Source organism: Rugosimonospora acidiphila (genome assembly GCF_039543385.1).
Lineage (GTDB): Bacteria > Actinomycetota > Actinomycetes > Mycobacteriales > Micromonosporaceae > Rugosimonospora > Rugosimonospora acidiphila.
Map to the genome: position 1 here is coordinate 74,465 of NZ_BAABJQ010000015.1, position 26,964 is coordinate 101,428.

General features: G+C 71.8%; 25 protein-coding genes. 13 read left to right on the forward strand and 12 right to left on the reverse strand.

From position 1 onward, the window contains the following. Window positions 1-14: 14 nt before the first annotated feature. The 4 genes from ABEA87_RS23910 to ABEA87_RS23925 form a co-directional block, all read right to left on the reverse strand. Window positions 15-1,880, reverse strand: a complete 1,866-nt coding sequence (locus tag ABEA87_RS23910) for a DUF2207 family protein (RefSeq protein ID WP_345633029.1) — start codon at window positions 1,878-1,880, stop codon at window positions 15-17. 2 nt (window positions 1,881-1,882) lie between these two features. Then, window positions 1,883-2,461, reverse strand: a complete 579-nt coding sequence (locus ABEA87_RS23915; protein ID WP_345633031.1) for a LemA family protein — start codon at window positions 2,459-2,461, stop codon at window positions 1,883-1,885. A gap of 377 nt (window positions 2,462-2,838) precedes the next feature. After that, on the reverse strand, window positions 2,839-4,083 hold the full coding sequence (locus ABEA87_RS23920) for an acyl-CoA dehydrogenase family protein (protein ID WP_345633032.1): 1,245 nt from the start codon (window positions 4,081-4,083) through the stop codon (window positions 2,839-2,841). Window positions 4,084-4,228: 145 nt separating this feature from the next. Further along, the gene (locus ABEA87_RS23925; protein ID WP_345633034.1) at window positions 4,229-4,735 is read right to left on the reverse strand and encodes a pyridoxamine 5'-phosphate oxidase family protein; all 507 of its coding nucleotides are present in this window, start codon (window positions 4,733-4,735) and stop codon (window positions 4,229-4,231) included. Window positions 4,736-4,906: 171 nt separating this feature from the next. Between ABEA87_RS23925 and ABEA87_RS23930 the strand changes: the two genes are divergently transcribed. After that, window positions 4,907-5,701: an SDR family oxidoreductase gene (locus tag ABEA87_RS23930; RefSeq protein WP_345633036.1), complete on the forward strand. Its 795-nt coding sequence runs from the start codon at window positions 4,907-4,909 to the stop codon at window positions 5,699-5,701. A 93-nt stretch (window positions 5,702-5,794) separates the two neighbouring features. Then, window positions 5,795-6,352 (forward strand): DinB family protein, encoded by a 558-nt coding sequence (locus tag ABEA87_RS23935; protein ID WP_345633037.1) that lies wholly within the window; start codon window positions 5,795-5,797, stop codon window positions 6,350-6,352. A 31-nt stretch (window positions 6,353-6,383) separates the two neighbouring features. On the opposite strand, the gene ABEA87_RS23940 is transcribed toward ABEA87_RS23935, so the two are convergent. Further along, entirely contained in the window at window positions 6,384-8,723 is a 2,340-nt protein-coding gene (locus ABEA87_RS23940; protein WP_345633039.1) for a hypothetical protein, read from the reverse strand. Window positions 8,724-8,935: 212 nt separating this feature from the next. Here ABEA87_RS23940 and ABEA87_RS23945 point away from each other — a divergent pair, with 212 nt between their 5' ends. The 3 genes from ABEA87_RS23945 to ABEA87_RS23955 all read left to right on the forward strand — a co-directional run bounded on the left by ABEA87_RS23945 (window position 8,936) and on the right by ABEA87_RS23955 (window position 11,410). After that, a complete protein-coding gene (locus tag ABEA87_RS23945) occupies window positions 8,936-10,198 on the forward strand; it encodes a CFI-box-CTERM domain-containing protein (protein WP_345633041.1) in 1,263 nt (420 codons plus the stop codon). Between the two features lie 164 nt (window positions 10,199-10,362). Further along, window positions 10,363-10,845: a hypothetical protein gene (locus ABEA87_RS23950; RefSeq protein WP_345633043.1), complete on the forward strand. Its 483-nt coding sequence runs from the start codon at window positions 10,363-10,365 to the stop codon at window positions 10,843-10,845. 4 nt (window positions 10,846-10,849) lie between these two features. Continuing rightward, complete coding sequence (locus ABEA87_RS23955; protein ID WP_345633045.1) at window positions 10,850-11,410, forward strand: hypothetical protein; 561 nt, start codon at window positions 10,850-10,852, stop codon at window positions 11,408-11,410. 24 nt (window positions 11,411-11,434) lie between these two features. Here the strand turns inward: ABEA87_RS23955 and ABEA87_RS23960 are convergent, their stop codons facing one another. From ABEA87_RS23960 to ABEA87_RS23970, 3 genes are all read right to left on the reverse strand, one after another. Continuing rightward, a complete protein-coding gene (locus ABEA87_RS23960) occupies window positions 11,435-12,544 on the reverse strand; it encodes a GNAT family N-acetyltransferase (RefSeq protein WP_345633047.1) in 1,110 nt (369 codons plus the stop codon). Between the two features lie 203 nt (window positions 12,545-12,747). Continuing rightward, window positions 12,748-13,971 (reverse strand): hypothetical protein, encoded by a 1,224-nt coding sequence (locus ABEA87_RS23965; RefSeq protein ID WP_345633049.1) that lies wholly within the window; start codon window positions 13,969-13,971, stop codon window positions 12,748-12,750. Continuing rightward, window positions 13,971-14,507 carry a SigE family RNA polymerase sigma factor gene (locus tag ABEA87_RS23970; protein WP_345633051.1) on the reverse strand — a complete coding sequence of 179 codons (537 nt, stop codon included), beginning with the start codon at window positions 14,505-14,507 and terminating at the stop codon, window positions 13,971-13,973. Before ABEA87_RS23970 ends, ABEA87_RS23965 begins: the two co-directional genes overlap by 1 nt. A gap of 242 nt (window positions 14,508-14,749) precedes the next feature. On the opposite strand from ABEA87_RS23970, the gene ABEA87_RS23975 reads away from it, so the two are divergent. Continuing rightward, window positions 14,750-15,397, forward strand: coding sequence for a peptidoglycan recognition protein family protein (locus tag ABEA87_RS23975; protein ID WP_345633052.1), 648 nt, complete (start codon window positions 14,750-14,752; stop codon window positions 15,395-15,397). 60 nt (window positions 15,398-15,457) lie between these two features. Here ABEA87_RS23975 and ABEA87_RS23980 read toward each other — a convergent pair whose 3' ends face one another. Continuing rightward, window positions 15,458-15,967, reverse strand: coding sequence for a MarR family winged helix-turn-helix transcriptional regulator (locus ABEA87_RS23980; protein ID WP_345633053.1), 510 nt, complete (start codon window positions 15,965-15,967; stop codon window positions 15,458-15,460). A gap of 90 nt (window positions 15,968-16,057) precedes the next feature. On the opposite strand from ABEA87_RS23980, the gene ABEA87_RS23985 reads away from it, so the two are divergent. From ABEA87_RS23985 to ABEA87_RS24000, 4 genes are all read left to right on the forward strand, one after another. Next, complete coding sequence (locus ABEA87_RS23985) at window positions 16,058-16,990, forward strand: EamA family transporter (protein ID WP_345633054.1); 933 nt, start codon at window positions 16,058-16,060, stop codon at window positions 16,988-16,990. A gap of 5 nt (window positions 16,991-16,995) precedes the next feature. Continuing rightward, on the forward strand, window positions 16,996-17,640 hold the full coding sequence (locus ABEA87_RS23990; protein ID WP_345633056.1) for an NAD(P)-dependent oxidoreductase: 645 nt from the start codon (window positions 16,996-16,998) through the stop codon (window positions 17,638-17,640). A 341-nt stretch (window positions 17,641-17,981) separates the two neighbouring features. Continuing rightward, complete coding sequence (locus ABEA87_RS23995) at window positions 17,982-18,947, forward strand: acyl-CoA desaturase (protein WP_345633057.1); 966 nt, start codon at window positions 17,982-17,984, stop codon at window positions 18,945-18,947. A gap of 37 nt (window positions 18,948-18,984) precedes the next feature. Further along, window positions 18,985-20,427 (forward strand): amidase family protein, encoded by a 1,443-nt coding sequence (locus ABEA87_RS24000; protein WP_345633058.1) that lies wholly within the window; start codon window positions 18,985-18,987, stop codon window positions 20,425-20,427. A 113-nt stretch (window positions 20,428-20,540) separates the two neighbouring features. On the opposite strand, the gene ABEA87_RS24005 is transcribed toward ABEA87_RS24000, so the two are convergent. Both ABEA87_RS24005 and ABEA87_RS24010 read right to left on the reverse strand, forming a co-directional pair. Beyond that, window positions 20,541-21,209, reverse strand: a complete 669-nt coding sequence (locus tag ABEA87_RS24005; protein WP_345633216.1) for an FKBP-type peptidyl-prolyl cis-trans isomerase — start codon at window positions 21,207-21,209, stop codon at window positions 20,541-20,543. A gap of 356 nt (window positions 21,210-21,565) precedes the next feature. Further along, a complete protein-coding gene (locus ABEA87_RS24010) occupies window positions 21,566-22,429 on the reverse strand; it encodes a VOC family protein (protein ID WP_345633060.1) in 864 nt (287 codons plus the stop codon). 322 nt (window positions 22,430-22,751) lie between these two features. Here ABEA87_RS24010 and ABEA87_RS24015 point away from each other — a divergent pair, with 322 nt between their 5' ends. The 3 genes from ABEA87_RS24015 to ABEA87_RS24025 all read left to right on the forward strand — a co-directional run bounded on the left by ABEA87_RS24015 (window position 22,752) and on the right by ABEA87_RS24025 (window position 26,303). After that, window positions 22,752-23,189, forward strand: a complete 438-nt coding sequence (locus ABEA87_RS24015) for a TetR/AcrR family transcriptional regulator (protein ID WP_345633061.1) — start codon at window positions 22,752-22,754, stop codon at window positions 23,187-23,189. A 133-nt stretch (window positions 23,190-23,322) separates the two neighbouring features. After that, window positions 23,323-24,402 (forward strand): glycosyltransferase family 2 protein, encoded by a 1,080-nt coding sequence (locus ABEA87_RS24020; RefSeq protein ID WP_345633063.1) that lies wholly within the window; start codon window positions 23,323-23,325, stop codon window positions 24,400-24,402. 230 nt (window positions 24,403-24,632) lie between these two features. Beyond that, window positions 24,633-26,303 (forward strand): AMP-binding protein, encoded by a 1,671-nt coding sequence (locus tag ABEA87_RS24025; protein ID WP_345633065.1) that lies wholly within the window; start codon window positions 24,633-24,635, stop codon window positions 26,301-26,303. A 106-nt stretch (window positions 26,304-26,409) separates the two neighbouring features. On the opposite strand, the gene ABEA87_RS24030 is transcribed toward ABEA87_RS24025, so the two are convergent. Then, on the reverse strand, window positions 26,410-26,922 hold the full coding sequence (locus tag ABEA87_RS24030) for an SRPBCC family protein (protein ID WP_345633067.1): 513 nt from the start codon (window positions 26,920-26,922) through the stop codon (window positions 26,410-26,412). Between the last annotated feature and the right edge of the window lie 42 nt (window positions 26,923-26,964).

Consider the following 26,964-nt stretch of genomic DNA (forward strand, 5'->3'; position numbering starts at 1 on the left):
ACGAAGCGTCGGGATCAGGGAACGGCGCGCTGCCCGGCGGCGTTCCCGTCGCCCGGCGGGGTGCGGGTCGGCGACAGCCTGGTCATCGCGACGGACAGCAGCCAGTGCAGGTTGCGCGGATCGACCGGGTGGGGGCTGGTGCGGGTCGACAGACTGACCACGACACCGTCCTTACGCGCCACCGCCGAGCGATCACCGCCGTAGGCCTCGTCGCCTATCCCCGGCAGTGGCGGGTTACGCCGGTTCAACATCATGGCTGCCTTGCCGGCCGTCCCGTCGGCCATGATCAGGCTCACCAGCGCGCGCCGGTCCGCACCCTCGAACACCACCGCGCCCGCCGACATCGCCCTCGAACCAGGGTTGCTGATGCCCCGCATGGTCACCGGTGCCCCCACCGCCCGGCTCACCTCGTCGGCGGTCAGTAGCTGCTCGGGCGAGGGCAGCGGCGCCCCACCGGCGCCGCGGATGGTGGAGATGCCGAGTTCGGCGGCGATCAGCGCCTCGGTGCCCCCCGAGACCGGGCTCGCCGCCTCCTGAGGCGGCACCTGGCTGGCTGCCACCACCTCAAGGCTGAGCACCCGCCGGCTCCAGCGGCGTACCGAGATCCGTACCGTGTCGCCGTCGCGGCACCGGTCGACCCATTCGCTCGGCACACCCCACGCGGTGGTGGTGTCCCCGGCGCCATCGTCGACGGCCAGGTAGTGCAGCCACGGAACGGCCTCGTCGTCGCTGCCCGACTTCGTCCGCCACTTCTCGCGCCAGAGCACCTGCCCGGTCAGCGTGACGGGACTGGCCACGTCGACGATTGCCCGCGCCAGGACGTACAGGCCGAAGCAGAGCAGGAGCACCCCCGCCAGGAGGATGACGCCCCCGCCGGGGATGCGGACGAACAGCACGCCGCCCAGCATGACCAGGAGGCCCTCGATGATGAAGTAACGGGCCGTCCTGCCGTACCGGGGCCAGAAGTTGGGGTAACGCACCCGTAACTGGTGCCAGGTGCCACCGAAGGAGGACCAGACCCGGCGCCGGTTGCCCATGCCGAGGTCGATCACCCCGCTGGCGAGCCGGGTCGCGCCCAGCGCCGCGCCGTAGGCCAGGTACCGGTCCCACACCGTGACCGCGGCCGGCGGCAGGTTGGCGAACTCCTCCGTGTTGCGCAGCCAGGTCTTCACGCCCAGCCAGCGCGCGCAGGCCGCCAGCCCGGCCGGGGTGTCCCGCTCGCCGATCGGCCGGTTGCCGATGCCGACGAGCACCGCCGCGCCGAACAGCCACGCCCCCGCCGCCACCGACACGGACGGGTGCGCGTTCTTCGAGTCGGGCATCAGCATCACCGCCGCGGCAAGGCCGAACCCGCACACCACCGCCAGCACGTTGAGGACGGCCAGCGCCGCCGGTCCGAACCGACGCCGGGACAGCCCGCGCTTCCGGCAGTCGGCGATGACGGCCGCCTCCACCCGCTTGCGGAACCCCTTCGCCTGGGCCGGGTCGCGGAACGTCAGGGCGGTCAGCGGCACCACCCCACCGGTGGCGAGCGAGGTCACCCGGTCGAAAATCATCTGTTCGTACCGGTTGAGCCCGGCCGGCCTCGGATCACGCACGTGCACGGTGGTCTGCCGGGGATCGTTGCCGGGCTGACGGAACTCCAGGTAATGCCTGGCCGCCAAGTCGATCAACGTGGCCTCGGCCGCGTCCTCGGTCAGCACCCAGCCACAGGCCAGCAGGCTGGCCACGGCGGGTGGCTCGGGGCCGAGGTCCTGCGTGGACGGTGCCGGCTCGGGGTGCGCCGGCCGGGTGGCCAGCAGAGCCAACAGGTACGCCACGCCCCACACACCCACCGAGACGATTGCCAGACCGGCGGCGAGGAACAGCGACGCGCTCATCCCTAGAACCGCACCGCGACCGGGCCGCGCTCCCCTTCCGCGGCCTGGAAGAGCTCCCGGCCACGGAAGCCTCCGATGCCGGCGATGACATTGGTGGGGATCGACTGGATCGAGGTGTTGTACGTCTGCACGGCGCTGTTGTAGAACTGCCGAGCGTACGCGATCTTGTCCTCGGTACCGCCCAACTCGGTCTGCAGACCGAGGAAGTTCGCGCTCGCCTTCAGCGTCGGGTACGACTCGGCGAGAGCGAAGAGCCGCCCCACGGCCTGGGTGAGCGCGTTCTCGACCTGAGCCCGGGCCGCCGGTTCCGCCGTGGTGGCGGCGATCGCCGAATTACGGGCTTGTACCACGGCGTCCAGAGTGCCCCGCTCGTGCGCCGCGTACCCCTTAACCGTCTCGACCAGATTTGGTATCAGGTCATACCGCCGCCTGAGTTGCACGTCAATCTGCGCCCAGGCCGCGTCGACCTGATTGCGCTGACGCACCAGCTTGTTGTAGGACGTCGCGCCCCACACGATGAGCAGCACCGCGACCAGGCACACCAGGCCGACGACGACAACGAGGAAAACCTTGCCAGACATATCCATGAGCTCCTCAGACCTCCGGCCGAGCATTGTGCCATCCAATGGCAAACAGTCGAGACCCGCGCTACGGCTGGGTATCCGCCATCCTCACCGGTATCCGCCGGGGTCACGACAAACTATGACCATCCACAATTGACAGTCGCGCTTCCGGCCGAATCGGCGCCGCCAGCGGGCCGCGGACGCGGGTCGGAGCGCGAAATTCGCACCCTTACCGGCTGGAGATTGGCGGGTCGCGGGTGGCGAAACGAAGATTGGGTGCCCAGGAGATGAAGCTCACGCGTCGCGTTGCGCGCCTGTCGGAAGCCGAACGCCACCGGTTCGTTCACGAATTCGTCGACAACACGTCCGACGGCGTGGACGCTAATCCGCAGCGCTCACGTGTAGATCCCGGGGGGTGGCTCCCAGCCGGTGAGCACGTGCGCGCCGATCTCGGCGTGCTTCCAGTCGACCGGGTCGTGCAGGGACAGCGTGCGCGCATTGCGCCAGTGCCGATCGAAGCCGGTCCCCGCGCGGGCCGCGCTCGCGCCCATCAGCGCGTACAGCTCGCTGGTCGTGGCGAGCGCGGCGCGGGTGGCGGCCGCCTTGGCGGCGTAGATCGGCACGGCCAGCTCGGTGCGGGTCAGCTCGCCGCGCTCGTACGCGTCGAGCAGGTCGCCGGTGGCCAGCGTGAGGCTGTACGCGGCGGCCAGGCCGCTGACCAGCTCCCCGGTCAGCCGCCGCACCATCGGGTCGTCGGCCGCGCTGTCCACGCCGGCCGAGGGCCAGGGGCGGGCCCGCTGGGCGACGAACGGCACCGCCGCCCGCAGCGCGCCGATGCCGATGCCGACCAGGACCGCGGCGAACCCCGCCTGGTACCGCACCGCGTTCTGCGGCAGCGGGGCGCGGCCGGGCACGCTGGCGCACAGCGCCGCATCGGTGTCGACCGCCTCGAAGGTGATGGTGCCGGAGTCGGTGGCGCGCTGGCCCAGCATGTCCCAGTCGCGGTGGACGCGCACCCCGTCCGCGGTGGGCGGCACGAGATTGAGCTGGAGCCCCAGCAGCGGGTTGTCGGTGGCCCCCGGTGCCTGCGGGTTGAACGCCCAGACCGCGATCAGGTCGGCCTCGGCCGCGCCGGTGGTGTAGATCTTCGTGCCGCTGATGGTGAACGAGCCGTCCGGACGGGGCGCGGCGATGGTGCTCCAGGGGTCGTCGACCTTCCGGCCCGCCTCCGCGACGGCCAGGCCGAGGATCGCGTCGTCACGCAGGATCCGGTCGGTGAGCAGCGGGCGCAGCGCGTCGGGGCAGTAGACGAAGATTTCGCGGGTCAGCTCGTCGTGCACCTTGAAGATCTGGGCCACCGAGGAATCGGCCACGCCGATGCGCACCTGCGCCTCCAGCGAGAGCCGGTGCGACGCGCTGAGCCCCCCACACTCCCTCGGGACTCCAGTGTGGAGGATCCCGGACCGCTTCAGGGCCGCCACCGCGGCGGTGGGGTAGCGACCGGCGGCGTCCGCCGCCGCGGCCGCCGGCGCTATCTCGCCGTCCAGCGTCGCCTGCAGCCGGATCAGCGCGGCCAGTTCGTCGGCGGGGAAGGCGGGCACGGGGATGGCCGCGCCCAACAGGCCTGGCAGATCGCTCATCTCGGGTCCTCCACGTTGGCTGCTGGTCCGACCCTAACCGGCCGCGGCGGCGAAGGTGCGCCCGTGGCCATCCGAACCGTTCACCAGACGCGTCAGCGGCCCCGCGCGAAAGCGCGTGCGGGGCCGAGGGGTGGTCGCGGCGGCGTCAGAAGACGTAGCGGGTCTGGCTGTAAGGGTTTTTCGTGAACGCCAGCACCTTCGCCGGCGCGACGGCGAAGACCAGCGCCGGATGCGTTGCCGTGTCGTCGAGGAAGATGCCGTCGCCGACCTCGAACACCCAGTCGAGCTTGTCCCGCCAGAGTCGGCTGAGCCGGCCGAGGGTTTCGGCATCCGTGGTCCGCTCGGCCGCGCCCTCGACCGTGACGTCGATGCCCGAGCGGTACGCGTTGGTGCCCGTGGTGAGGACGCAGTTGGGGTTGGTCTCGAGGTTCCTCGCCTTCTGCTCGCCGGCGCCGGTGCAGAAGTGGAGCCGATCGTCGAGCCACATCGCGGGCAGCGGCGTGACGTGCGGGCGGCCGTCTCGGCGCACCGTCGAGAGCCAGAACATCTCGGATGACTCCAGCACCGTGAGGACATCGGACCACGGCAGGGCCTGCGCCTTCGGGTCGCTGAATCCCGCGGCCAGCCGCGCCGCCGGTTCGAATCCCGTCATGTCGCCTCCAAGCGGACGAGGAGAACTGGTTGTGGTTGGCAACCGGTACCGACCGTAGTACATCCGGTTGCGGAGCGCCGGCTTACCGAGCACGGGCTCGTCTCCCCGACCCCGGCCACAGGAGAGGTGGCAGACTGGAGCCCTCGCACCTAGATCACGGATCGGACCGGCATGGACCTGCAACTGACGGGCAAGCGCGCGATCGTCACCGGCGCGAGCCGGGGAATTGGGTGGGCCGTCGCGCGAGCGCTGGCCGCCGAGGGCGCCGAACTCGTCCTGGTGGCCCGTGACCCGGCGGCGCTGCGGGCGGCCGCCTCCCGACTTCCGGCCGGCACCCGCGCCCTGGCGCTGCCCGCGGACACGACCGACGACGCCGCCGTACGGGCCGCCGTGGCCCGTGCCGTCGCCGAACTCGGCGGCGTCGACATCCTGGTCAACTCCGCCGCGGAGCCGGCGCGCCCGGGCTCGCTGCGGCCGCTGGCGCAGTCGGTGGACGACGACCTGCGCACCGAGGTCGAGACCAAGGTGCTGGGCTACCTGAGGTTCGCTAGGGCGGTGGCGCCGGACATGGCGGCGCGGCGCTGGGGACGGATCATCAACATCAGCGGACTCGCCGCCCGTCAGACCGGCAACACGTTCGGCGCGATCCGGAACGTCGCCGTGGCGGCCATGACCAAGAACCTCGCCGACGAACTCGGGCCGGCGGGCATCAACGTCACCGTGGTGCATCCCGGCACCACGGTGACGGAACGAACCCCGGCGACGATCGCGGAGTACGCGTCCGCGCGCGGCATCACCCCGGCCGACGCGGAGGCGGCCCTGGCCGCCAACGTGACGATCGGGCGCCTGGTCACCGCCGCCGAGGTCGCGGACGTGGTGACCTTCCTCGCGTCGCCCCGCAGCGTCGCCATCACCGGAGACGCCATCGCCGTGGGCGGTGGCGCGCGGGGCGCCATCCACTACTGACTCCTCGCGGCGGGGGGCGGGCGGCGTAAATCCGTTGCCGGCGTCCCATCGGGCCGCGATGATGCGATCATGGCGACCTCCCGACGAGCGGACATGTTCACCTCCGACGGCAAGCCTTCCGACGACGACCCGCGCGAGCACGGACCGCGGTTGGGCGACGAGCGCACCACGCTGGTCGAGGCCCTGCGTCGTGGCCGCCTCACGTTGGAATTGAAATGCGCGGGTCTCGACGCGGAAGCCATGGCGCGGCGCTGCGTCGAGCCGTCGACGATGTCGCTGCTGGGTTTGGTGCGGCACCTGGCCGAGATGGAGCGTGCGACCTTCCGGGTGATGATGGCGGGACAGGACGCGCCCCGACTGTACTGCTCGGCGACCGACCGTGATGGTGACTTCGATGGGGCGCTCGCCGATCCTCAGCTGGTCGCGCAGGCCTGGGAGGCGTGGCGTGCGGAGGTGGCATTCGCCACGCGGTTCGTCACGGAGGCGCCCAGCCTCGATATCACCGCCGACGACCCCCTGAACCAGCACGGCAGCGGCGGAGGGTCGATGTCGCTGCGCGAGGTGCTGGTAGGGATGATCGAGGAGTACTCGCGCCACATGGGCCACGTCGACCTGTTGCGCGAGCGAATCGACGGACGCCTGGGCCAGTGACGGCCGGGCAACCCCAACCGAGGCACCCGGGTCACAGGCTGCGGGCGAGGCGGGCGAAGGACAACACCGCCACGGAGGACAGCAGCCACCCCACCAGCGTCGCGAGGTCGAGCCACCACTCGGCGAACCGGCCGGCCGGTGCGTGCGGATCCGGGTACCAGGTCGAGCGCTGATCCAGCGACACCAAGGGAATGACGGTGTCGAAGGAGTAGAAGTACGGGTTGAAGCACCGGATCTGGCCGGCACCGCAGCCGTCCGCGCTGGGCCGCGCCGCCGAGGCGACGGCGAGACCATCGGCCGATCCCGCCGATTCCGCCGATCCCGCCGATCCCGCCGATCCCGCCGATCCCGGCGAGGCGGCGTCGACGGTGACGAGGCGTCCGTCGACGGCGTACACGTTTCCGCGCGGGTCGGTCGTCCGCAGGCTGCCTTTCACCGGGCCGATCTGGAGCGAGACGATGACGGCGACGAGCAGCACGGCGAGCGCCCAGAGTACCCGTCCGGGCCGGAACCCGTAGCCGACGCTGAGACCGTACGCCGTGTCCAGGACGGTGCGCCGCAACGATCGGCCCGGCCCCGCGCGCCGGGCCTCGGTCCGCGCATCGATGAGGATCTGCTCGGCCTCCCGGGTGTACCCGTGTTGCCGGAACACCCGGGCGGCCTGCTCGTACGGTCCGGCATCGTAGTCCGCCTGCCCGTGCAGCCATCGCCTGCGCTGCCGGCTGTCCCAGACCTGCGCGCCCGGCTCGTCCCCGGCGGCACCGAACCGGTCGTAGGTCAGGCCCGCGATCGAGTAACGCCGGGGCCAGGATCGCGGATCGTCGGCCAGCACGGTGGTGCTGGCGTTGGTGAAGTCGACGGCGGGTTCGGCGCCCTTCCAGCCGAGATACATGCCGCCTCGGAACACGGCGGAGCTCGCCTCGATCGCGCAGCCGTCACCGTCGGCCGGCCCGATGAACTCCCCGTCGCGGCAGTCGAGCCGCCCGTCGACTATCGCCCGGGTGAGGTTGATCCGTCCCGTCGAGCGGAATCCGTCGACGAACCGCACCGAGCCGCGTACCGACGCCTGGTGCAGGCTGAACGTGCGGTAGCCAGGGTTGTCGAGCTGAGCGCCCGAGGCGTTGACGACGCTGCCGATGACGGCGCCGAAGAAGTTCACTGTGCCGCCCGTTGCCCGCAACCCCTCCAGCTGCACGGCACCGTCCACATTCACACCGTATGCAGAGACCAGCAGATGGTGGCCGTCGGAGCCGGTGAGCACCGCTCCGTTCAGTATCAGGTCCCCCTTGATCCGGGTGGCGGTGAGGTCGAGCTTGCCCCGCACGTGGACGCCCTCGCCGATCAGCAGCGTCGAGTCGACCTGCGCGTTGCCGAGATTCAGGGCGATGCCGCGCGGGGCGCGAAGGCGCGTCGCGCCGGTGATGGACAGGCTGCTCATCTGGCTCATCGACAGGTCGATGCCGCCGTCGATGTCGCAGCTGCCCTCCACGCTGAGGTCCGCCCCGACGGTGAGCCTAGGCGCGCTGACCGCCGTCCCGTCGCCGCGCTGCTTCGCGTACGGGCCGCCCACCGGGGCGTTACCCGGCGGTTCGCGCAGCACCGCGTTGCGGATCAGCACCTGGCCGGAGACCCGGGCGCTGTTCAGGTCGATGCGACCCAGGATCGTGGGCGGACCGTCGGCGTCATCGATGAGGAACACGCTGCCGCCGATGACCGCGTCCGCGGCGTCCAGCGCGACCCCGTGCGGGTTCAGGATGGACGCCCCGCTCAGGTCGAGCGAGCCGTCGATGGTCACGCCTATCAGCCGGACCTCGCCGACGGCGGTGAACGCGTGCAGCAGCCGCACGTTCCCGCCGACGTGCAGCCGGTCGGCCTGGATCGCCCGTTCGCCCTCGGCGGTGACTTTCGTGCCGACGCAGAGCAGCCGGCCGCCGATGTCCGCCTCGCACAGCCAGATCGCCGAGCGTCGCGAGGTGCTGGCCACGGTGCGGTGCGCTCCGCTGATCACCGATCCGGACAGGTCCAGGTCACGCCGCACTCGCAGCCCGTTGCCGAGGATGCCGGGCACCGCCGGGCAGTTGGTCAGCGCCAGCGCGTGCAGGGCGGCGCCCTCGCAGCTCAGCGCCGAGTCGAACTCGCACGCCTCGAAGCGCAGGGGAACCGGCAGCTCGATGCCGGCCAGGTCGAGGGTCCCGACGATCGCCGCGTTGCGCAGCCCGATGCCGTGCGGGTCGACGCCGGCGCCTCCCTCGCGGCACACCCGACGCAACAGCTCGGCCGGTACCGGCCGGCGCCCGCCGTCCTGCGCACAGTCGAGTACGTCGCCGTCGCGGAGCGCGTCGCGCAACTCCGCCTCGTCCACCGCCCGCACAGCCGTCCTCCCGTCCCGCCCGTGCCGCCGCCGGACGCGACCACGGTACAAGTACCGGACGGCGGAGGGCACCCGAGCCGAGACCAGAAACCGCTGACCGCCGCCGCGCCGTCACGTCCCGGACACTGCCCAGATCCGACACTTGCCCTCCTAGCTGGGGTTTTACGGCTGACCCTTACTCGACGAGACCATCGCGTCTTAAGGGGATGCCCATGACCCTGTTCATCGATCAGACCGGCGATCCGGACCTGGTGCTCAGTGACGTCTTCACCATCTGCGGGGCGGACTTCGGCCTCGGCGACGAGACGGTGCCCACCGATTCCAGCGTGATCCAGCTCACCTACGCGGAGACCGCCGGCCAGGGGCCGACCGCCGACCGCCTCGACCAGTTGGTCAACACCGACTTCGACATGCCCGCGCAGCCCGACTTCGGCATCCCGGCCACCGACGACGTGCGGATCGTCGTCACCGGCCTGCCCGCCGGCGTGCTGGATCCGCACAGCGGCACGGATCTCACCGGCAACGGTATGTCCTATGTGGACACTACTTCGAGCCCGGCCGTGATCCGCGCCGTGTATGACCTGTCGCAGTGCAACGGTGCGGGGATCTGGGTGGTCGACGACGACGGCAACCACATCGTCGACCCGAACCCGGTCATTCTCTACCACGAGCTGTCACACAGCCTGCACGCGGCAACCGGCACATTGCAGGCAAACGACGAACCCGCCGCCGAGACCGATGAGAACGTGATGCGCGACCGCCTCGGCATCACCCACCGGGACATCAACAGCCACGACGGCGGCTGCGGGATCACCGGCGGAGACGACGGCGGTTGCCTGGTCGTCACCGCCGCTTACGGCTCGTCGTACAGCGGCGCGGTCGACCGGTTGCGGCGGGTACGCGACGGCGTGCTGCGGGCCGACGCCGGGGGCCGCGAGTTCTTCGACGCGCTGCACCGCGAGTACTACCGGTTCAGCCCCCAGCTGGCCGCCGCCATGCGGGCGGACGGGCGGTTGCGCGCCGAGGTCCGCGACCTGGTCGTCGCGCCGCTGCTGGAGATGGTCGAGCTCGCCTACTGCCGGGTGACCGGTGCCCGGGCGCTCGCCAGCACCGGCGAGTCCTTCGCACAGCTGGCCGTGGGCCGGGTACGGGCCGCGGCGCACACCGCCTCCGCCCGCGGCCTGGACGCCTCCGGGCTGGGCGGTGCCCTGGGCGCGGTCGCGGACGGGGGCTCGCCCCCGCTGGGGCCTCCGCTCGTGCGGCGGCTCGGCCGGTGGCTCGACGCGGTCGGCGTGCCGCTGCCACTGACCCGGTGGGCGATCGTGGCGCCGGTCGCCGCGTACTGGCGCTGCGTGGCCACCGCCCTCGAACCGCGCAGCGATTCCGAGATCGAAACGGCCGTCGCCGCCGAACTGCGGGCCTGGCTCGCCCACGGTCCCGCCACGTTACCGGGCATCGAGGAGGGCACGCCGTGAACGGGTTGCAGATCGTCCGGACCACCGTCACGGCACCACCGGAGACGCCGGCACTGCCAAAGACACCGGCACCGCCAGAGACACCGGCACCGCCAGAGACCGCGGCAGCGCCAGAGACGCCGGCAGCGCCGGAGGCCGCCGCCGCGGCACGTCCCCAGTTGACCGTGACCATCGACGTACGCAACGACTCGACCGAGACCTACCACGTGTGGGCCAGCCGGCGCAGCTACGACTACGACCCGGCGACCCGCACCCTGACGGTGTACCTCGCCGACGTCCTACGGCAGATGCCGCAGTCCGAGGGCATAGTGCCGATCTCCTACCATCCCCGTACCCCGGCACAGGTCGCCGTACCGGCCGGTCAGACCGCCACCATCACCGTCGCCGTACCGACCGCGGTGCGCACGCTGTCCTCGGTACCGGGTCAGCTCGGTCTGCGCGTCGACGAACGACCGATCGGGCCGGTGGAGCGCGTTGAGTGCTACCTGACCTACGCCGACGTTCCATACCAGCCGACCGGCGACCTCCCCTCACATGTCAAGGCCCGGCAGCTGCGGGAGTGGGGCACCACCCTGCACGAGACCCGGCCCAACGACCTCAACCCACCCGCCGAACCCACCGCGCCCGACGCGCAGGAACAGGAGTAGTCCGATGCCTTCGATCACCGATGTCTACAACCAGCTGGTCTCCACCAACGGCAAGCTCGACCAGGTCAACGCGAACCTGGTGCAGGAGACCCTGGCGACGAACAACGTGAACGCCGGCGTGCAGGCGGTCAACACCACGCTCGTGCACGGATTCGCCAACGTCGCGGCCGGCATGCAGGTGGTCGCCAACGAGGTGTACCTGGGAGACCAGATCCTCCTGCACCTCAGCCAGCAGACCGACGCCGTGCTGTGCGTGCTGGAGCAGATCTCCAAGCAGACCTGCGAGCTGGTCAACCAGGCCAGCCGGCAGACCGCGCTGCAGGAGCGGATGGCCTCGGACATCTCGGCCGTACGGGACCTGACCGAGCGCGCCAACCCGGCCGCGGCCCTGGAACGGGGACGCGACGAGGAGCTGCGCGCCCGGATGGAGCGGTGCTGCCCCGACGAGCCGGTCCCACCGCCCTGCCACCATGAACCCTGCGACCGGCCCCGGCCGCTGACCGTCAAGCTGGAGCCGCCCGCGGTGCCGAAGTTCGACGACGGGTCGCCGCAGCAGCCTCGCTGACTCCGATCCGCGTCGTCCCGGCCGTCAGTCGAGCAGGTCGCGCGGGAGCAGGCCGAACGACACGTTGTCGATCCGACCACCATCCGCACCGGGCAGGCGCGAGCGCTCGTAGCCCTCGCGTTGGAAGCCGGCACGCTCCAGGACCCGTTGCGACGCCACGTTCTCCGGTGCGGTTCCCGAGAGCAGCCGGGGCGCCCCGACCTCCGTCAACGCCCAGCGGGCGACCAGCTTCGTCGCCCGGGTCGCGTATCCCCGACCCCGGTACGGCCGCGCCAGCGCGTAACCCACCAGCAGCTCATCCATCCCCGGTCCGGTCCAGTGCAGTCCAATGTTGCCGGCGAACGTGCCCGTCGCGGCGTCGCGGATGGTCATCCGGGCGCGCTCGCCGGCGATCCACTCGCCCTGCGACTGCTCGCAGCGGCGCCGCACCCCGACCGGATCGGGCACCACCGGCGGGACGGTCGTGCGCACCGATTCGGGCAGGCTCATCAGCGCGAACATGTCGCCGGTGTCGCCGGCCACCAGGGGGCGGATCAGCACGACGCCGTCGGTCAGCTCGCCGCCGGGCAGGTCGGGCAGGCGCCGCGGCGACGGGCCGGGCGGGTCGCCCGCCAGCCGGGCCCAGGCCACGAGGTCGTGGCGCTTTCCGTTGCGGCCCCGCCCCGCGCCGCGGCGTACGCCCTCGTAGGTCAGGCCGGCCCGGACGGCCATCCGCTGGCCGGTCGCGTTGCCCGGCTCGGTGAGCAGCTCGACCCGATCGAATCCATGGGTGTTGGCCCAGCCGGTCAACGCGCCGAGGGCGGCGGCGCCCACCCCTTGGCCCCTCCCCCACGGTGCCACCCAACAACCGATCCGTGCGGCGCCGTCCGCCTCCGAGACGGGGTGGAGGCCGGCGGCGCCGAGCAGCCGGTCGGTGTGCGGGTCGGCGATGACCGACCGGGCCCCGGCGGTGACCCACCGCTGCGCGTCCTCGCTGGTGAACGGGGCGGGAAGGGCCGTGACGTACCGGCTGACCAGCGCGTCGTTCGCGGCGGCGAGCAGGTCGTCGGTGTCGCCGGGCCGCGGTGGGCGCAGCACGACCGTGTCGGTGGGGATGGCCTCGGATGGCAACGACACCTCGGATGGCAACGGCATCATTCACATCTACCCGCACCGATGCGTGAGAGCAACCGCCATCGGCACTAACTTGGGCGGCTCTGGATCCGCCACACCCGGGCCAGGCTCGGGGTGCGCAACCGCGTCGAGATCGCCGCCTGGGCCTGGGACAACCGGATCGTGGAGAGCACCTGACCGGGTCTCGCGGTTGAACGTCGAGGTCCGTGGTCGCTCGCGCTCGGTCAGTCGCGGCAACTCCACACCACCGGAGTGCCGACCTCCGTTCCGTGGACGTAGAAGTAACCCGCCACCGCGGAATTGTCGTCGTTGACCGACATCGCGACGGCCGTACCCTTGGTCGCCGCCGGTAGCGAGATGACCCGGCCGCCGTCGGCGAGGTCCGCCTCATGCCCCTTGCCGTCGGGGCCGACCACCTGTGCCACGGCCACACCCTTGGCATTGATCTGAGCGAACACCGCCATCCCGGGGTACGCCGTGACCGCCCCGGTCAGCAGGTTCCACCGCACCGCTGTCTGATCGCCGGCCGGTTCCTTCCGGGCGTAGCCGGCCACCCAGCTACCGTTGATGGCGGTCGATGCATCACCGCCGGGGTACCCGGCCGGGGCCGGCAGCATGCGCGCGTTCCCCCGCTCGTCCCACGTGTACACGACGTTGCCGCCCACCCTGGACACATCTCCTACGATGGTGCCGTCGTCCGCGATGCCCCGCAGCAACACAGAGTCCAGCGACCCCGGAACGGCCAGCACCCGCGCCGGCCCTCCGGCCTTCCACACCACCGGCACGGTCAATGGGCTGTTCTTCCCCGAGACGTAGCCGACCACGTCGCCACCGTCGTTGAGCCCGGAGACGAAGGCCGACGTGTACCCGGCGGGCGGGGCCAGGGCGGAGACCTTCCCGTTCTGGAAGATCCAGGCGGAGCCGCTCAGCGGTATGGGCAGGCTGGTGTTGGTGCCGGTGTTTTCTCCGACCACGACACCGTGGGAGTTCACCGCGACCGCGCTGCCGCTCGCCCCGGCGATCAGGCGTGGCACGCCACGGTCCCACAAGATCGGATGAGCCGGCAGTCTCCCGCCGCTCGCATCCGGCTCGGTGGTGTCGCCGACGACGTACCGGCCGGTCGGATCCGCCGCGTTCACCAGCACCGAACGCACCCCCGTGGGCAGCGGCAGCTTCCTCGCGGGGCAGGAGGCCAGCCGGCCCGGGTCCCCGGCCGGCAGCGCTCCCAGCGCCGTGTCGTTCCCGCCGCCCAGGCCGGGCAGGGCGCCGTGCCCGGCGACGCCTATGCCGAGGGCCACGACGAGCGCCGAGGAAGCCAGCGCGGCCACCCTGCGGCGGCGCAGGCGACCCGCCCGCTGCCGCACCTCGGCGTAGCCCGCGGTCGGTACCGCCTCCTCCGCCAGCGTCGCGAGCCGGCCCCGCAGCTCGGACATGTCATCGACAGTCATCACGCCTCCCCGGCGTTCGTGGTCGCAGCGTTCGATAGTTCCCGGATGCCCGGTGGCCGATGAATCTCGCGCAGGCGTTGCAGCCCGCGCGCGGTGAGGCTCTTGACGTTGCCGACCGAACAGCCCAGCACCTCGGCGGCCTGGGCCTCGGAAAGGTCCTCGTAGTAGCGCAGCACCACCGCGGCCCGCTGCCGGGCGGGCAGGCCGGCCAGTGCCCGGCGCAGCGCGTCACGCTCGTCCAGCCGGCCGAACTCGTCCCAGGAGTCCGCGTGGTCGACGTCGTGCGTGGGCGTCTCCGACCACCAACGCCGCCGGCGCTTCGCGATCACCGTATTGATCAGTGCTCGCCGGACGTAGCGGTCGACGCCGTCCGAGCGCGTCAGCCGCGGCCAGGCCAGGGCCGTCTTGGCCAGAGTCACCTGGACCGCGTCCTCGGCATGGCCGGCGTCCCCGCACAGCAGGTACGCCAGCCGTAGCAGGCGGGTGTAGCTGCCGCGTACGAACGCCTCGAACTCGTCTTCCAACGCGCGATCCACTCCGGCTCCATCCAACGGCGGTCAGGCGACCCATACTTACGCCGCGGCCACCGGGAAAGGTTGCCTCCTTGAGCGAGGGACTTTCCCCGGGATGGGCCGGCGGTCGTCGCGGCGGGCAGATCGGAGCGACCATCGCGTCAACGCGTCGTAAACCCCCCGGCCACCTGACGGCCCTCGACAGCCGGGCGGGAGCCACTTACGATCAAGCTAATTGATTCACATGGATGACGAGGAGCTACCCGATGTCCCCTCTCACCCGCCGTACCCTCCTGCTCGGCGCCGCCCTCGGTGGCGCGCTGACCGTACCGGCGCTGGCCCGCACCAGCGGCGCATCGGCGCACGTCGACCAGCCGCTCATCGCCGGGGGCGGTGAATGGGGAGCGCGGCCACCGTCCGGGCCGCTCACCATCGTGCAGCACCGGCCCAACAAGATCATCGTCCATCACACCGCGATGGCCAACTCCACGGACTACTCCCAGGCGCACGCGTTCCAGAATTCGCGCGACATCCAGAACCTGCACATGGACACCAACGGCTGGATCGACACCGGGCAACACTTCACCAACAGCCGGGGTGGCTGGGTCACCGAGGGGCGCAACGGGAGCCTGTACGCGCTGCTGCACGGGCAGACCATGGTCGAGGGCGCGCACTGCGTCGGCCAGAACGACCAGGCCATCGGCATCGAGAACGAGGGCACCTACCTGACCCAGCAGCCACCACAGGCGCTGTGGGACAGCCTGATCACCGCGTGCGCGTTCATCTGCCAGCAGTACGCGATCCCGGCGACCGAGATCTACGGGCACAACGACTTCAATGCCACGCAGTGCCCCGGCCTGCTCCACGACCGCCTGCCGGAGCTGCGCGCCTCGGTCGCCGACGCGATCGCCTGACCGCTCGACGCGGCACCCGTACCGCGGTCCCGCCCACGCGGCGGCGGGATCGCGGTCGCGTCAGCCGGCGGGGTCCGGCGGTACGTCACCCAGTGCGGTCAGCAGCTTGCGCAGCAGGTTCGCGACCCGCTCCCGTTCGCTCGGGCTGAGCGAGTCGATCAGCCGGGCCTCGTTGGCGACGTGATCGCCCATGGCCTCGTCGACCAGATCGTGGCCCCGGTCGGTCAGGCCGATCAGCACGCTGCGCCGGTTGCCGGGGTCGGTCTCGCGGGTGACCAGACGGCGAGCCACCAGGCGATCGATCCGGTTGGTGATGGCCCCCGACGTGATCATCGAGGTCGCCGCCAGCTCGCCCGCGGTCAGCCGGTACGGCGCGCCGGAGCGCAGCAGCGTGGCGAGGATGTCGAACTCCCACAACTGCAGCCCACGCGCCGCGAAGTGCTCGGCGAGCCCGCGCTCCAGCAACCGGGATGCCCGCTGGACGCGGCCGACCACACCCATCGGGCTCGCATCGAGGTCCGGCCGCTCCGCCCGCCACTGCTCCAGCACCCGGTCCATGCTGTCGGCCATGTCACTCCTCAACGTTGAAATGTTTGACATAAAGGTACCAGTCGTGGTGCTCTATTCAACGTCAAACAGTTCAACATTGAGAGGTGAAGTGTGCTCGACGTCCCCTCCCCGCCGGCCGCCCCACCCCGCGCCCGCGGGCCGGCCGGCACCTGGGCGACCACCGGCCTCGCCGCGATCGCGCCGGTGACCTGGGGAACCACCTACCTGGTCACGACGCAGTGGCTGCCACCCGACCGGCCGCTGCTGTCCGGCGTGCTCCGCGCGCTCCCGGCGGGCCTGATCGCGCTGGCGATCGGCCGGCGGCTCCCGCACGGCGTCTGGTGGTGGCGCGCGGTCGTGCTGGGCACGCTCAACATCGGTGCGTTCTTCGTGCTCCTGTTCATCGCGGCCTACCGGCTCCCCGGCGGCGTCGCCGCCACGCTCTCCGCCGTACAGCCGCTCGTCGTCGCGGGCCTCGCGCTGCCGTTGCTCAGGGAGAGCCCGAGCCCGTGGCGCCTCGGCTGGGGCGTGGTGGGTGTGGTCGGGGTGGCGATGATGGTGCTGCGCGGGCGGTTGGGCTTCGACCTCGCCGGGCTGCTCGCCGGCCTGGCCGCGACGACGGTGATGGCGGCCGGGACCGTGCTCGCCAAGCGGTGGGGGCGCCCGCCCGGCGTGGGCGCGCTGGCCTTCGCCGGCTGGCAACTCACCGCGGGTGGGTTGCTGATCGTCCCGTTCGCCCTGGCCGTCGAGGGCGTACCGCCCGCGCTGGACGCACCCGCGCTCGCCGGGTACGCCTGGCTGTCGCTGGTCGGCACGGGCCTGGCGTACACCCTGTGGTTCACCGGGCTGGGGCGCCTGCCGGTCACCGCCATGTCATTTCTCCCGCTGCTGTCGCCCGCCGTCGCGGCGGTCCTGGGTTGGGCCCTGCTCGGGCAGTCACTCACCCCCGGCCAACTGGTCGGATTCGGCCTCGCCCTGATCGCCATCGGCACCGCCCAACTGAACCCGCACCTCCGAACCAACCGAACCGAGAGGAAGAGCTGACCATCATGCGCATAGCGGTCTTCGGAGCCGCCGGAAACACCGGAAGCCGGATCGTCGCCGAGGCCCTGAGCCGCGGCCACGATGTCACGGCGGTCGTGCGGAGCCCGGCCCGGTTGGCGGAGCTACCCCCGGGTGCGTCCGGCCGCGTCGGCGACGCCGCCGGCGTCGAGGAGGTGATGGCGGTGAGCGCGAACGCCGACGTCGTGGTCACCGCCACCCGTCCGCCCGCCGGCCACGAGGGCGAGCTTGTCACCGTCGCCAAGTCGCTGCTCGCCGGGCTCGCCGGCACCCGGGTGCGGCTGCTGGTGGTCGGTGGCGCGGGCAGCCTCACCGTGCCGGGCTCGGGCGGCACCCTCGTGGTCGACGATCCGCGGTACGTACCGCCGGAATGGCGGGCGATAGCCCTCGCCTGTAACGATCAGCTCGCGACGTACCGCGGAAACACCGAGGTGGACTGGGCGTACCTCAGCCCGCCCGCGATCCTCGAACCGGGACGGCGCACCGGCCGCTACCGGTCGGGCACCGACGAACTGCTGACCGACCCCGACGGCCACTCGGCGATCTCCTGCGAGGATCTGGCGGTGGCGCTGCTCGACGAGACCGAACGACCCCACCACCGCCGTACCCGGTTCACCGTGGCGCGCCGCTGAACCGGGCGGCGATCCGAAGGTGGCCTCCGTGGACGCCCGCACCGGCGCGGCGAGCGGGCGGTCGCCGGCGGGTAGCGACCGTCACCCGAACGGTGAGGGCCCGGCCGTGCGGCCGGACCCTCACCGTGATCCCTGACCAGTGCCGTGAGCCGGTTGTCGCGAGGATCGGCGCCACGCGGGGGCGGCGGCGACGCACGGAGGGTTCACTGTCCGGTGGGCCACGGTTCGTCGATTCGCCGGTCGCCCGCCCCGGCGCCGGGTTAGATTCCGCAGAGGCGCGCCACACGGGTACCCAACGCGACCGGCGAACACTCCATCCTCGAACCGATCGGACACCTGTCATGGTCAGTGCGCTCGGGAAGTCCGCACCATCCGCAGAGCAGCCGCAACACCGAGCCCTGCTGGCGGGCACGCGCCCCCTGACGGCACACATCGCCGTCTATCTGTTCGTCACCGTACCGTTGCTGGCTCTCATCGTTGCCGTGCCGCTGACCTGGGGCCACAGCCTGACCTGGCTGGACGTGATCCTCGCCGTCGCCTGGTACACGGTGACCTGTCTCGGCGTCACCGTCGGGTTCCACCGGTACTTCACCCACCGCTCGTTCAAGGCGACCCGTCCCCTGCGCGTCGCGCTGGCGGTGGCCGGGAGCATGGCCGTGCAGGGGCCGATCCTGCACTGGGTGGCCGACCACCGGCGCCACCACGCGTTCTCCGACCGGGACGGCGACCCGCACTCGCCATGGGCGTACGGCACCTCGCCGGCCGCGCTGGCCCGGGGGTTCTGGCACGCGCACCTCGGCTGGATCCTCGACCGCAACGTCACCAACCAGCACCGGTTCGCCCCCGATCTGCTGGCCGACCGCGACCTGCGGCGGGTGGACAGACTGTTCTGGCTGTGGACGGTCATCACCCTGGCCGGGCCGGCGCTGATCGGCGGCCTCGTCACCTGGTCCTGGTGGGGCGCCCTGACCGCGTTCGTGTGGGCCGGGCTGCTGCGGGTGGTGTTGCTGCACCACATCGCCTGGTCGGTCAACTCGGTGTGCCACCTGATCGGCGACCGGCCGTTCGCGTCCCGCGACAAGTCGGGCAACGTCTGGCCGCTGGCCATCCTGAGTATGGGCGAGTCCTGGCACAACCTGCACCACGCCGACCCGACCTGCGCCCGGCACGGCGTACGGCCCGGTCAGATCGACATCTCGGCGCGGCTGATCTGGATTTTCGAGCGGCTCGGCTGGGCCACCGACGTGCGGTGGCCGACCCCCGACCGGTTGGATCGCCTGAGCGCGGCGGCCGGGCCCGAAAGCTGACCGTGCCCGGTGGCCGTGCGGCCGATAGAGTCGGCGGGTGCCGGAGCGCGAGGGTAGCGGCCAGTTCGGTGACCTGCTCGAGCTGAGCGTGTCCGAGGCGTCGTCGCTGATGCGGGCGGGTGAGCTGGCCGCGTCGGAGTACGCGGAGGCGCTGATCCGGCAGTGCGAGCGGCGCGCCCGGCTGAACGCGTTCATCGGCTTCGACCCGGAGGCCGTCCGGCGCGCGGCGCACCAGGCGGACCGCGACCGGTCCACCGGTGCCCGGCTGGGCCCGCTGCACGGGATACCCGTCGCCGTGAAGGACAACATCAATACCACCGCACTGCCGACCACGGGCGGCACCGCCGCGCTGTCGGGCAACCGCCCCACCACCAACGCGGTGGTCGTGGATCGCCTCACCGGGGCCGGTGCGCTGCTACTGGGCAAGACCAACCTGCATGAGCTCGGGCGCGGGTGGACGAGCGTCAACGCCACCTTCGGCCCGGTGCGCAACCCGCATCGGGAGGACCGGATAGCGGGAGGAAGCAGCGGCGGCAGCGCCTGTGCGGTCGCCGCGCGCATGGCGCCGGCCGCCATCGGTACGGACACCGAGGGCTCGGTCCGGATTCCGGCGGCGCTCTGCGGCATCGTGGGACTGCGGCCGACCACCGGGCGGTACCCGACGGACGGGGTCATCCCGATCGCGGCCCGCCTCGACACCGTCGGACCGTTCGCCCGATGCGTCGCCGACCTCGCCCTGCTCGACTCGGTGCTCGCTTGCACCCCACTCGCGGCGGCGCGACCGGACCTGCGGGGCGTACGCATCGGAGTACCCCGGGCGTACTACCTCGACGGCCTGGACGGTGAGGTCGAGGCAATCTTCGAGCAGGCCCTGCTGTGCCTCGCCGAGCACGGCGCCGACCTGGTCCGGGCGGACCTTACCGGCCTCGACACCCTGGTCACCGGCGTCGCCTCGGCGCTGATCCGGTACGAGTTCGCGCGGCTGCTTCCGGAGTACCTCGCCGCGCACGCACCACGAGTGTCCATGGTGGACCTGGCCGAGGCAGCCGGCCCGAACGTGGCGCCCTTGTTCGCGCCCCCGCCGCCCGAGGCGGCCGACCGTCACCGCGACGCGCTCGACGCGCAGCGCCGGGTACGCGCCGGCTTCCGGTCCTACCGGCGCGAGTACGCCCTGGACCTGATAATCCACCCGGTGGTGCCGATGCCCGCCCCACCGATCGGCGCCGGCCCGGGCTGGCCGCCGCCCGGGGTCACCGTCATGGGTCGGGAGGTGCCGGAGCACGTCGCCTACGGCCGCAACGTCACCCCGGCCAGCGTCGCCGGGCTGCCCGGACTGGTCCTGCCGGCGGGCGTCACGTCGGAAGGTCTGCCGGTCGGGGTCGAGTTCAACGCCGCGCCCGGCCACGACGGGTACCTGATCGGCGCCGGCTCCGCGATCGAGTCGGCCCTGCGACCGGTGGTACCGCGACGGGTCGCCTGACGGCGTCGCCGCGGGACCTACCGTGCGATCGCGCCGGCCGTGCGACCCCGCAGCCCCGGCTGCGGGGTCGCACGGCCGCCGGCGGCGGAACCCGCCGCCGGGGAGGTGCCGGGTCACTGGGCGGCGAGCACGTCCACGACGAAGCGCAGCGCACCGGTCGGCGCGCCGGCGGGCGGGGTGTCGCCGTAGGCCAGGCTCGCCGGGATGTCGAGCTGCACCCGGCTGCCCACCTTGACCCCGACCAGGCCCTGGTCCCAGCCGGGGATCACGGCGCCGACGCCGATCTGGAAGGTGGCCGTCTGTCCGTGGTCCCAGGACGCGTCGAACTCCTGCCCGTCCTTGTAGGTGACGCCGACGTAGTTCACCGTGATGTTCTGCCCCGACTTGACGGCATCGCCGGTGCCCTGGATCAGCGTGGTGACGACGAGCTTGGTGACGTCGCCGGTGCCCGCGCTGACGGTCGGCTCCTTGGCCAGCGCGGGGTTGGCGCCGGGCGGCAGGGACGGCGTACCCGCGGCGCCCGCGGGGTCGGTGGAGCCGTCGGCCGCGCCCTGGTCGTTGGCCCCGGCGGTCGCCGCGGCACCCGCCTGAGCGCTGGCGTCGGCGGAGCCGTTGCTGTTGTTCGAGCCGCCGAGCACCACGTACCCGATGACGATCAGGGCCATGACGACGACCCCGGCCAGTCCACCGGCGAGCGACTGCATCCGGCGACGCCGGGCGTCGGCCTCCTTGTTGGCGGACCTGACCAACTTCACCGCGTCGCGCCGGGCTCGATCGGACAGGACCTGGCGCTCGCCGTGGCCGGAACCCTCCGAATCCGCCTCCCCCGCCGGCTCGACCGTCACATCCGAGTCAGCGGGCTCAACCGACAGGCTCGACTCAGCGGTCTCAGCTGACTCAGTGGTCTCATCGGTCTCAGCCGACTGCGCCGACGCCGCTTCCGGGTCTGGCGTTTGGTCGTCGCTCACTTCGCATCGCTCCCTGCTGGCAAGGTCTGCTCGACGGTCCCTGCCCGTACCGAACGGACGGAGGCTCCGAACACGGTACCCGGTCGACCCCGGGCCGGCCGAGACCGGCCAACCCGTCGGGCGTACCCTCGCCGAATCGAGGCCATAGTCACATTCCGTAGACTCGGCTTTCACAGAGAGTGTGAGCTACCCTCGCGATCACTGCCGGACGTGCCGCGAGAGCGCAGCCACCGCGGGTCGATGGAGATCGCCTCGGAGGTGAGGCCGTAGTGGTCGGCGGTCTCGCGCAGCCGCTGCTCGCCGCGGCCGAGGGTGAAGCGATGCCCGTCCGGGTCGCGCACGACGAAGTCCCGCATGCCGTAGGCGCGGGAGGCCACCGGGTCGACGATGTCGGCGCCGGCCTGCCGGTACTCGGCGCACAGGGCGTCGGGATCTTCGACGTACACGTACCCGGACTGCTCGGGTGGGCGCGCCTCGCCGGCCCATCTGACCAGCAGCAACAGCTCGATCTCACCGCTGGCCAGCGCGGCCAGGCCGTCATCGACGGTCCGCCACGCCAGGCGAAAACCGAGCGCTTCCCGGTAGTAGGTGATCGAGCGGTCCAGGTCGGTGACGGGAAGCCGGGGCATGAGGTGCAGCCAGGTGGTCGGGTCAGGGCGCTCGTGAACCTGCATGGTGTCCTCCTGGGTCAGGGTGTCCACGGCCGCCAGCAGCCGGCGGACCTCGTCGAGGCGGGCCTCCAGCCGCGCGCGATGGTCGCGGAACAGCCGGCGCCGTTCGGGGTCGCTGGCGCCGGCCAGGATGCGGCGGATGTCGGCGATGGGCATGTCCATCGATCGGAGCAGGGCAATGGCCCGGGCGGCGCCGGTCTGGCCGCTCGTGTAATAGCGGTAGCCGGACCGTGCCTCGCGGCCGTCGGGTTCGAGCAGCCGCAGCCGGTCATAGCGGCGCAGCTGAGGGATGCTCAGCCCGACAAGCTCGGCGAACTGCCCGATCTGCCACGGCCCGACCTGGTCGTCCTCGCGATCGTTCACGCCGAAATTCTGCGGGCCTGACTCGCGTCAGGGTCAAGCCTGACGCCGCCGAGTGTGCTCGCCGGCGGCCATCGCCGGCACCGCCGCAGCTGCTCGCTGGCGGCCATCGCCGGCACCCGCCGCGTGGCACGCCCGCGGCGGACGCCCCTCCCCACCGGCCCGAAGCACGCGCGGCGGTGCTGGCGCACGGCGAGCGGACCGGTCCGGACGCGGGGACCGCCGGTGCGGGACGGGTGCCCGCGACCGGCGATCCGGTGCCGCCCGGCGGGCGGTTCGTCGCGACTCAGACCAGCAGCTTGGCGCGGATGGCGGTACCCCGCGGGTGCACCGGCGCTTCGCCACCCGCGAGGCGCTCATCGACGCCCTGGCGGTATGGGCCACCCAGCGGTTCGCCGCGGCGGTGGACGCCGCCCATCCGGACACGGCCCCGCCCCTGGTCGCCCTCTATCAGACGACCGCGAACGTGCTCGGGGTGAAGGTCAGTTGGGGATCCGCGATGAGCCAGGCCCCCTCGGCCAACGCGGAGGTGGCACGCGTGCACAGCGAGGTTCGAGACACCTGCGAACGGCTGTTCCGCCGGGCCCAGGAGGCGGGCGTGCTGCGGGCCGACGCCGACATTCCCTGGGCCCGCCGCGTCTACTACGCCCTCATTCACGAGGCCGCGCAGAACAAGGACGGCAAGGACACCGATGCCCTCGCGACGCTCGTCGTGGACACCCTGCTGCGCGGCGCGGGCACTACCCACCCCGACCGCCTGTGACTGCGCCGCGCGTCAGGGGCCGCCGTTCAAATGGAAGCGGGCTTCCGCTAACGCCGGCCCGGTAAGCCGCGCGTACCGGCGAAACCGCGGCCCGGCTGACATAAGTTCGCGCGTGAGCGGGAATGTGGGAGGCGTGACCTCGGCGACCGTGGTGATCGTCAACTTCAACTACGAGCGGTTCCTGCCCTCGGCCATCGACAGCGCCATCGCCCAGGGCGACGACGTCGAGATCATCGTCGTGGACGATGGTTCGACCGACGGCTCGGCGCAGATCATCCGCTCGTACGGCGACCGGCTGACCGCCATCGCCAAGCCGAACGGCGGCCAGGGCTCCGCGTTCAACGCCGGCTTCGCCCAGGCCGGCGGCGACGTGGTGTGTTTCTTGGACGCCGACGACCAGCTCATGCCCGAGACGATGACCGAGGCGCTGACGATGTACGGCATCGAGCCGTACGCCAAGCTGCACTGGCCGCTCGCCGAGATGGATCCCTCCGGTCGGCTCCTGGGCAGCCTCAATCCCCCGGTCGAGCTGCCGGCCGGTGACCTGTCCGAGCTGGTCGCCGGGCGCGGGCCGGGCGCCTATCCGACGCCGCCGAGTTCCGGCAACGCCTACGGCCGCCCGTTCCTGGAACGAGTCCTGCCGGTGCCCGAGCGGCTGCGGGTGTGCGCCGACGGCTACCTGTACGACCTCGCGCCGCTCTACGGTCCGGTAGCCCGGCTGGGCCGACCCGGCGGCGCGATCCGCTTTCACGACGAAAGCAACTTCATGGCCCGCCGGTATCACGACCGCCTGCCGCACAGCGTGGCCGCGCACGAGCTCACCATCGTCAAGCTGGCCGAGCGGTGCCGGGAACTCGGCCGGCGGCCCGATGAGCGGTCCTGGCGAGAGCAGTCCTGGCCGATCCGGTCACGACGCGCGCTCGACGAGATCGACGAGCTCTTTCCCTCGCCGACCCCGTTCGTGCTGATCGACGGCGGCCGGTTGGGTGTCGAGCCGACCCCGGCCCGGCCGTTCGTGCACGTACCGGAGCACGCCACGGACGCCGACGCGCTCGAGGAGCTTGCCCGAAGCCAGCCGGCATCCGACCGCGTCGTGGTCGTCTGGCCGTCGTTTCCCTGGCTGGACGCACGGCCCGGCCTGCGGGCGGCGCTCGAGACGACCCATCGCCTGCGGCTGGCCAACACCCGGGTACGCATCTACGCGCGTCACTGACCCACCCGCGCGGCAGCCGACCGGCGAGTCACGTGCCGGGACACCATCGGCACTCCCGCGACCCTCGACGCCCCCTGCCCGCCCGGGTGCGTTCACCCCGAGTCGATCATGACGTCACCCTCGTGACCAGCATCCGGTGCACCCTTCACAGAGATCTGGATCTTGAGAGTGGGCGGTCGATCGGCTCGCCATGGGCCGGACTCCGACGCCCGGAGGGGTGCCGATTACCGATGATCGAGACGAACACCGAATCGCTGCCCGCGTCGCGCGAGGCCGTCCACGCCCAGTACCGCCGCAACGGGTGGTGGCGCGACCGGACCTTCCTCGACGATCTGCGCGACACGGTCCGTTCCCGACCCGACCGGCCCGCCGTTATCGCGCGCGACACCAGCGGCGGCGATGATGTCACCCGGACTCTGACCTACGCCGAACTGGCTGCCATGACCGACCGCTGCGCCGGCGCCCTCACCGAACTCGGCGTGCGACCCGGCGACTTCGTGGCCGTCCAGCTGCCAAACCGCTGGGAGCTGGTGCCGCTCATGCTTGGCTGCATGCGCGTCGGCGCGCGCCTGTGCCCACTCGTCACCGACTACCGCAGGCGCGAGCTGGAGTACATGCTGCGCCTCACCGAGGCGCGGGTGTTCATCACCATGTCGGACGCGAAGGGCACGCCACTCGGCGAGATGGCCCTGGAGCTGGCCGCTGACCTACCGAACCTGAGGCACGTGCTGGTCACCGCCGGGCCGGACGGCAAGGTTCCGCACGGTGCGCTGGACTTCGAGGAGACCGTCTTCGGTACCGAATGGGAGCACGGGTACCAGACGGAGCACGAGCTCGGCCCGGACGACCCGTGCCTGATCCTGTTCACCTCCGGCACCACCGGGGAGCCCAAGGGCGTGCTGCACACAATGAACACCCTGCACTCGGCGGTCCGTGCCGAGGCGGACGTGTTCGAACTCGGCGGAGACTCGGTGATCAGCATCGCCTCCATCTACACCGGCGGATCCGCCATCATGCAGGGCATGCTGATCCCGTTGCTGCGGGGCGGTACGGCGGCGTTCCAGGACACCTGGGCGGGCCCACAGCTGCTCGAGCTGATCGAACGGCACCACGTCACGTTCTTGTTCGCCACCCCCACCTACCTGCTGGATCTGCTCGACGCCCAGCGCGCGCGGCCCCGCGACACCTCCTCGCTGCGGCACATCGCCACCGGATCCGCGCCGATCCCGCCCCACCTGGTCGACGAGGTGCGCGAGGTGTTCGGCGTGCGGCTGTCCGCGATCTGGGCGATGACCGAGAATCTCGCGACCACCATGACCCGGCTCGACGATCCCGACGACTGGGCGAAGCACAGCGACGGGCGCCCGATCGACAGCATGGAGGTGCGGATCGCCCCGCTTCCCGGTGCCCCGGAGGGCGACGGCGGCCGGCTGCTGAGCCGTGGCGCCTCCCAATGCCTGGGCTACTACCGTCGTGCGGAGCTGTACGCCACCCACCTCGACGCGGACGGCTGGTTCATGACCGGCGACCTGGCGCGGCCCGACGGGCGGGGCGGGATCCGGATCACCGGCCGGGAGAAGGACCTGGTGATGCCGCGCGGCTTCCCGGTGCCGGTCACCGAGGTCGAGGCCGTGCTGGGTACCCACCCGAACATCCGCGAGGTCGCCGTCATCGGCATCCGGGGCACCGACGACGAGGTTCTGTGCGCGGTCGTCACCGCGGTCGGCGAGCCGCCGTCGCTGCGGGAGCTGCGCGACTACCTCGACGAGGCTGGAATGACCAAGCTGTTCTGGCCGGAGCGCCTCGAAGTGGTCGACACGCTGCCCAAGACCATCACCGGGAAGATCCGCAAGACCGAGCTGCAGCAGTGGTACCAGAACCCGGCGCCCCCGGCGAACTGACGATCCACCCATCCGCAGTCGGGGCGCACCCGGTCCGCGCCCCGAGGGTACGGCGGCCGGCTCAGCGGGGGTCTTCTCAGTGGCGGTCGGCTCAGTAGCGGTCGACTCAGCGGGGATCAGCCGCCGCGACGGCGGCGAGCCGGTGCAGGTCGCCGGTGAGCGCGGCGGCGCGGTCGCGGTGCGCGGAGTTGACCCTCGCGATCAACCAGGCGAGCCAGCGCGCGATCCGGAGCACCTCGAAGGACTGGACGATCCGGGTGCCGTCGCCCACCGGCTCCAGGGCGATGCGCCACTCGGTCAGATCCGGGAACAGGCCGCTCGGCACCGTGCGCCAACGCAGCTCGCGCGGAGGATCGGCGACCATGATCTCGCAGACCCGGGCCCAGCGCAGCGAACCGGAGCGGTTACGGCCGCGGAACCTGGCGCCCGGAACCGCCGCGTTCGCCTGGCCGAGCCACTGGACGGTTCGGCACTCGTGGCTCCACTCGCCGACCCGGGTGACGTCCGCGATGACCCGCCACAGCGCCTCGGCGGGCACGTCGACGACCACCTCCGTGCGGCACGATCGGGGAAGGGTGCGCCGCGGCGCGCTCACCCCGTCGACTCTCGCGGTCTCCATGGCTCGCACAGTAGAACGAGAAAGAGTTGAATACAACCGCGT

Bases quoted from the DNA above. Each gene is read 5' to 3' on its own strand.
- ABEA87_RS23910 (WP_345633029.1), bottom strand. From the start codon at position 1,880: ATGAGCGCGTCGCTGTTCCTCGCCGCCGGTCTGGCAATCGTCTCGGTG.
- ABEA87_RS23915 (WP_345633031.1), bottom strand. From the start codon at position 2,461: ATGTCTGGCAAGGTTTTCCTCGTTGTCGTCGTCGGCCTGGTGTGCCTG.
- ABEA87_RS23920 (WP_345633032.1), bottom strand. From the start codon at position 4,083: ATGAGCGATCTGCCAGGCCTGTTGGGCGCGGCCATCCCCGTGCCCGCC.
- ABEA87_RS23925 (WP_345633034.1), bottom strand. From the start codon at position 4,735: ATGACGGGATTCGAACCGGCGGCGCGGCTGGCCGCGGGATTCAGCGAC.
- ABEA87_RS23930 (WP_345633036.1), top strand. From the start codon at position 4,907: ATGGACCTGCAACTGACGGGCAAGCGCGCGATCGTCACCGGCGCGAGC.
- ABEA87_RS23935 (WP_345633037.1), top strand. From the start codon at position 5,795: ATGTTCACCTCCGACGGCAAGCCTTCCGACGACGACCCGCGCGAGCAC.
- ABEA87_RS23945 (WP_345633041.1), top strand. From the start codon at position 8,936: ATGACCCTGTTCATCGATCAGACCGGCGATCCGGACCTGGTGCTCAGT.
- ABEA87_RS23955 (WP_345633045.1), top strand. From the start codon at position 10,850: ATGCCTTCGATCACCGATGTCTACAACCAGCTGGTCTCCACCAACGGC.
- ABEA87_RS23960 (WP_345633047.1), bottom strand. From the start codon at position 12,544: ATGCCGTTGCCATCCGAGGTGTCGTTGCCATCCGAGGCCATCCCCACC.
- ABEA87_RS23965 (WP_345633049.1), bottom strand. From the start codon at position 13,971: ATGACTGTCGATGACATGTCCGAGCTGCGGGGCCGGCTCGCGACGCTG.
- ABEA87_RS23975 (WP_345633052.1), top strand. From the start codon at position 14,750: ATGTCCCCTCTCACCCGCCGTACCCTCCTGCTCGGCGCCGCCCTCGGT.
- ABEA87_RS23980 (WP_345633053.1), bottom strand. From the start codon at position 15,967: ATGGCCGACAGCATGGACCGGGTGCTGGAGCAGTGGCGGGCGGAGCGG.
- ABEA87_RS23990 (WP_345633056.1), top strand. From the start codon at position 16,996: ATGCGCATAGCGGTCTTCGGAGCCGCCGGAAACACCGGAAGCCGGATC.
- ABEA87_RS23995 (WP_345633057.1), top strand. From the start codon at position 17,982: ATGGTCAGTGCGCTCGGGAAGTCCGCACCATCCGCAGAGCAGCCGCAA.
- ABEA87_RS24025 (WP_345633065.1), top strand. From the start codon at position 24,633: ATGATCGAGACGAACACCGAATCGCTGCCCGCGTCGCGCGAGGCCGTC.
- ABEA87_RS24030 (WP_345633067.1), bottom strand. From the start codon at position 26,922: ATGGAGACCGCGAGAGTCGACGGGGTGAGCGCGCCGCGGCGCACCCTT.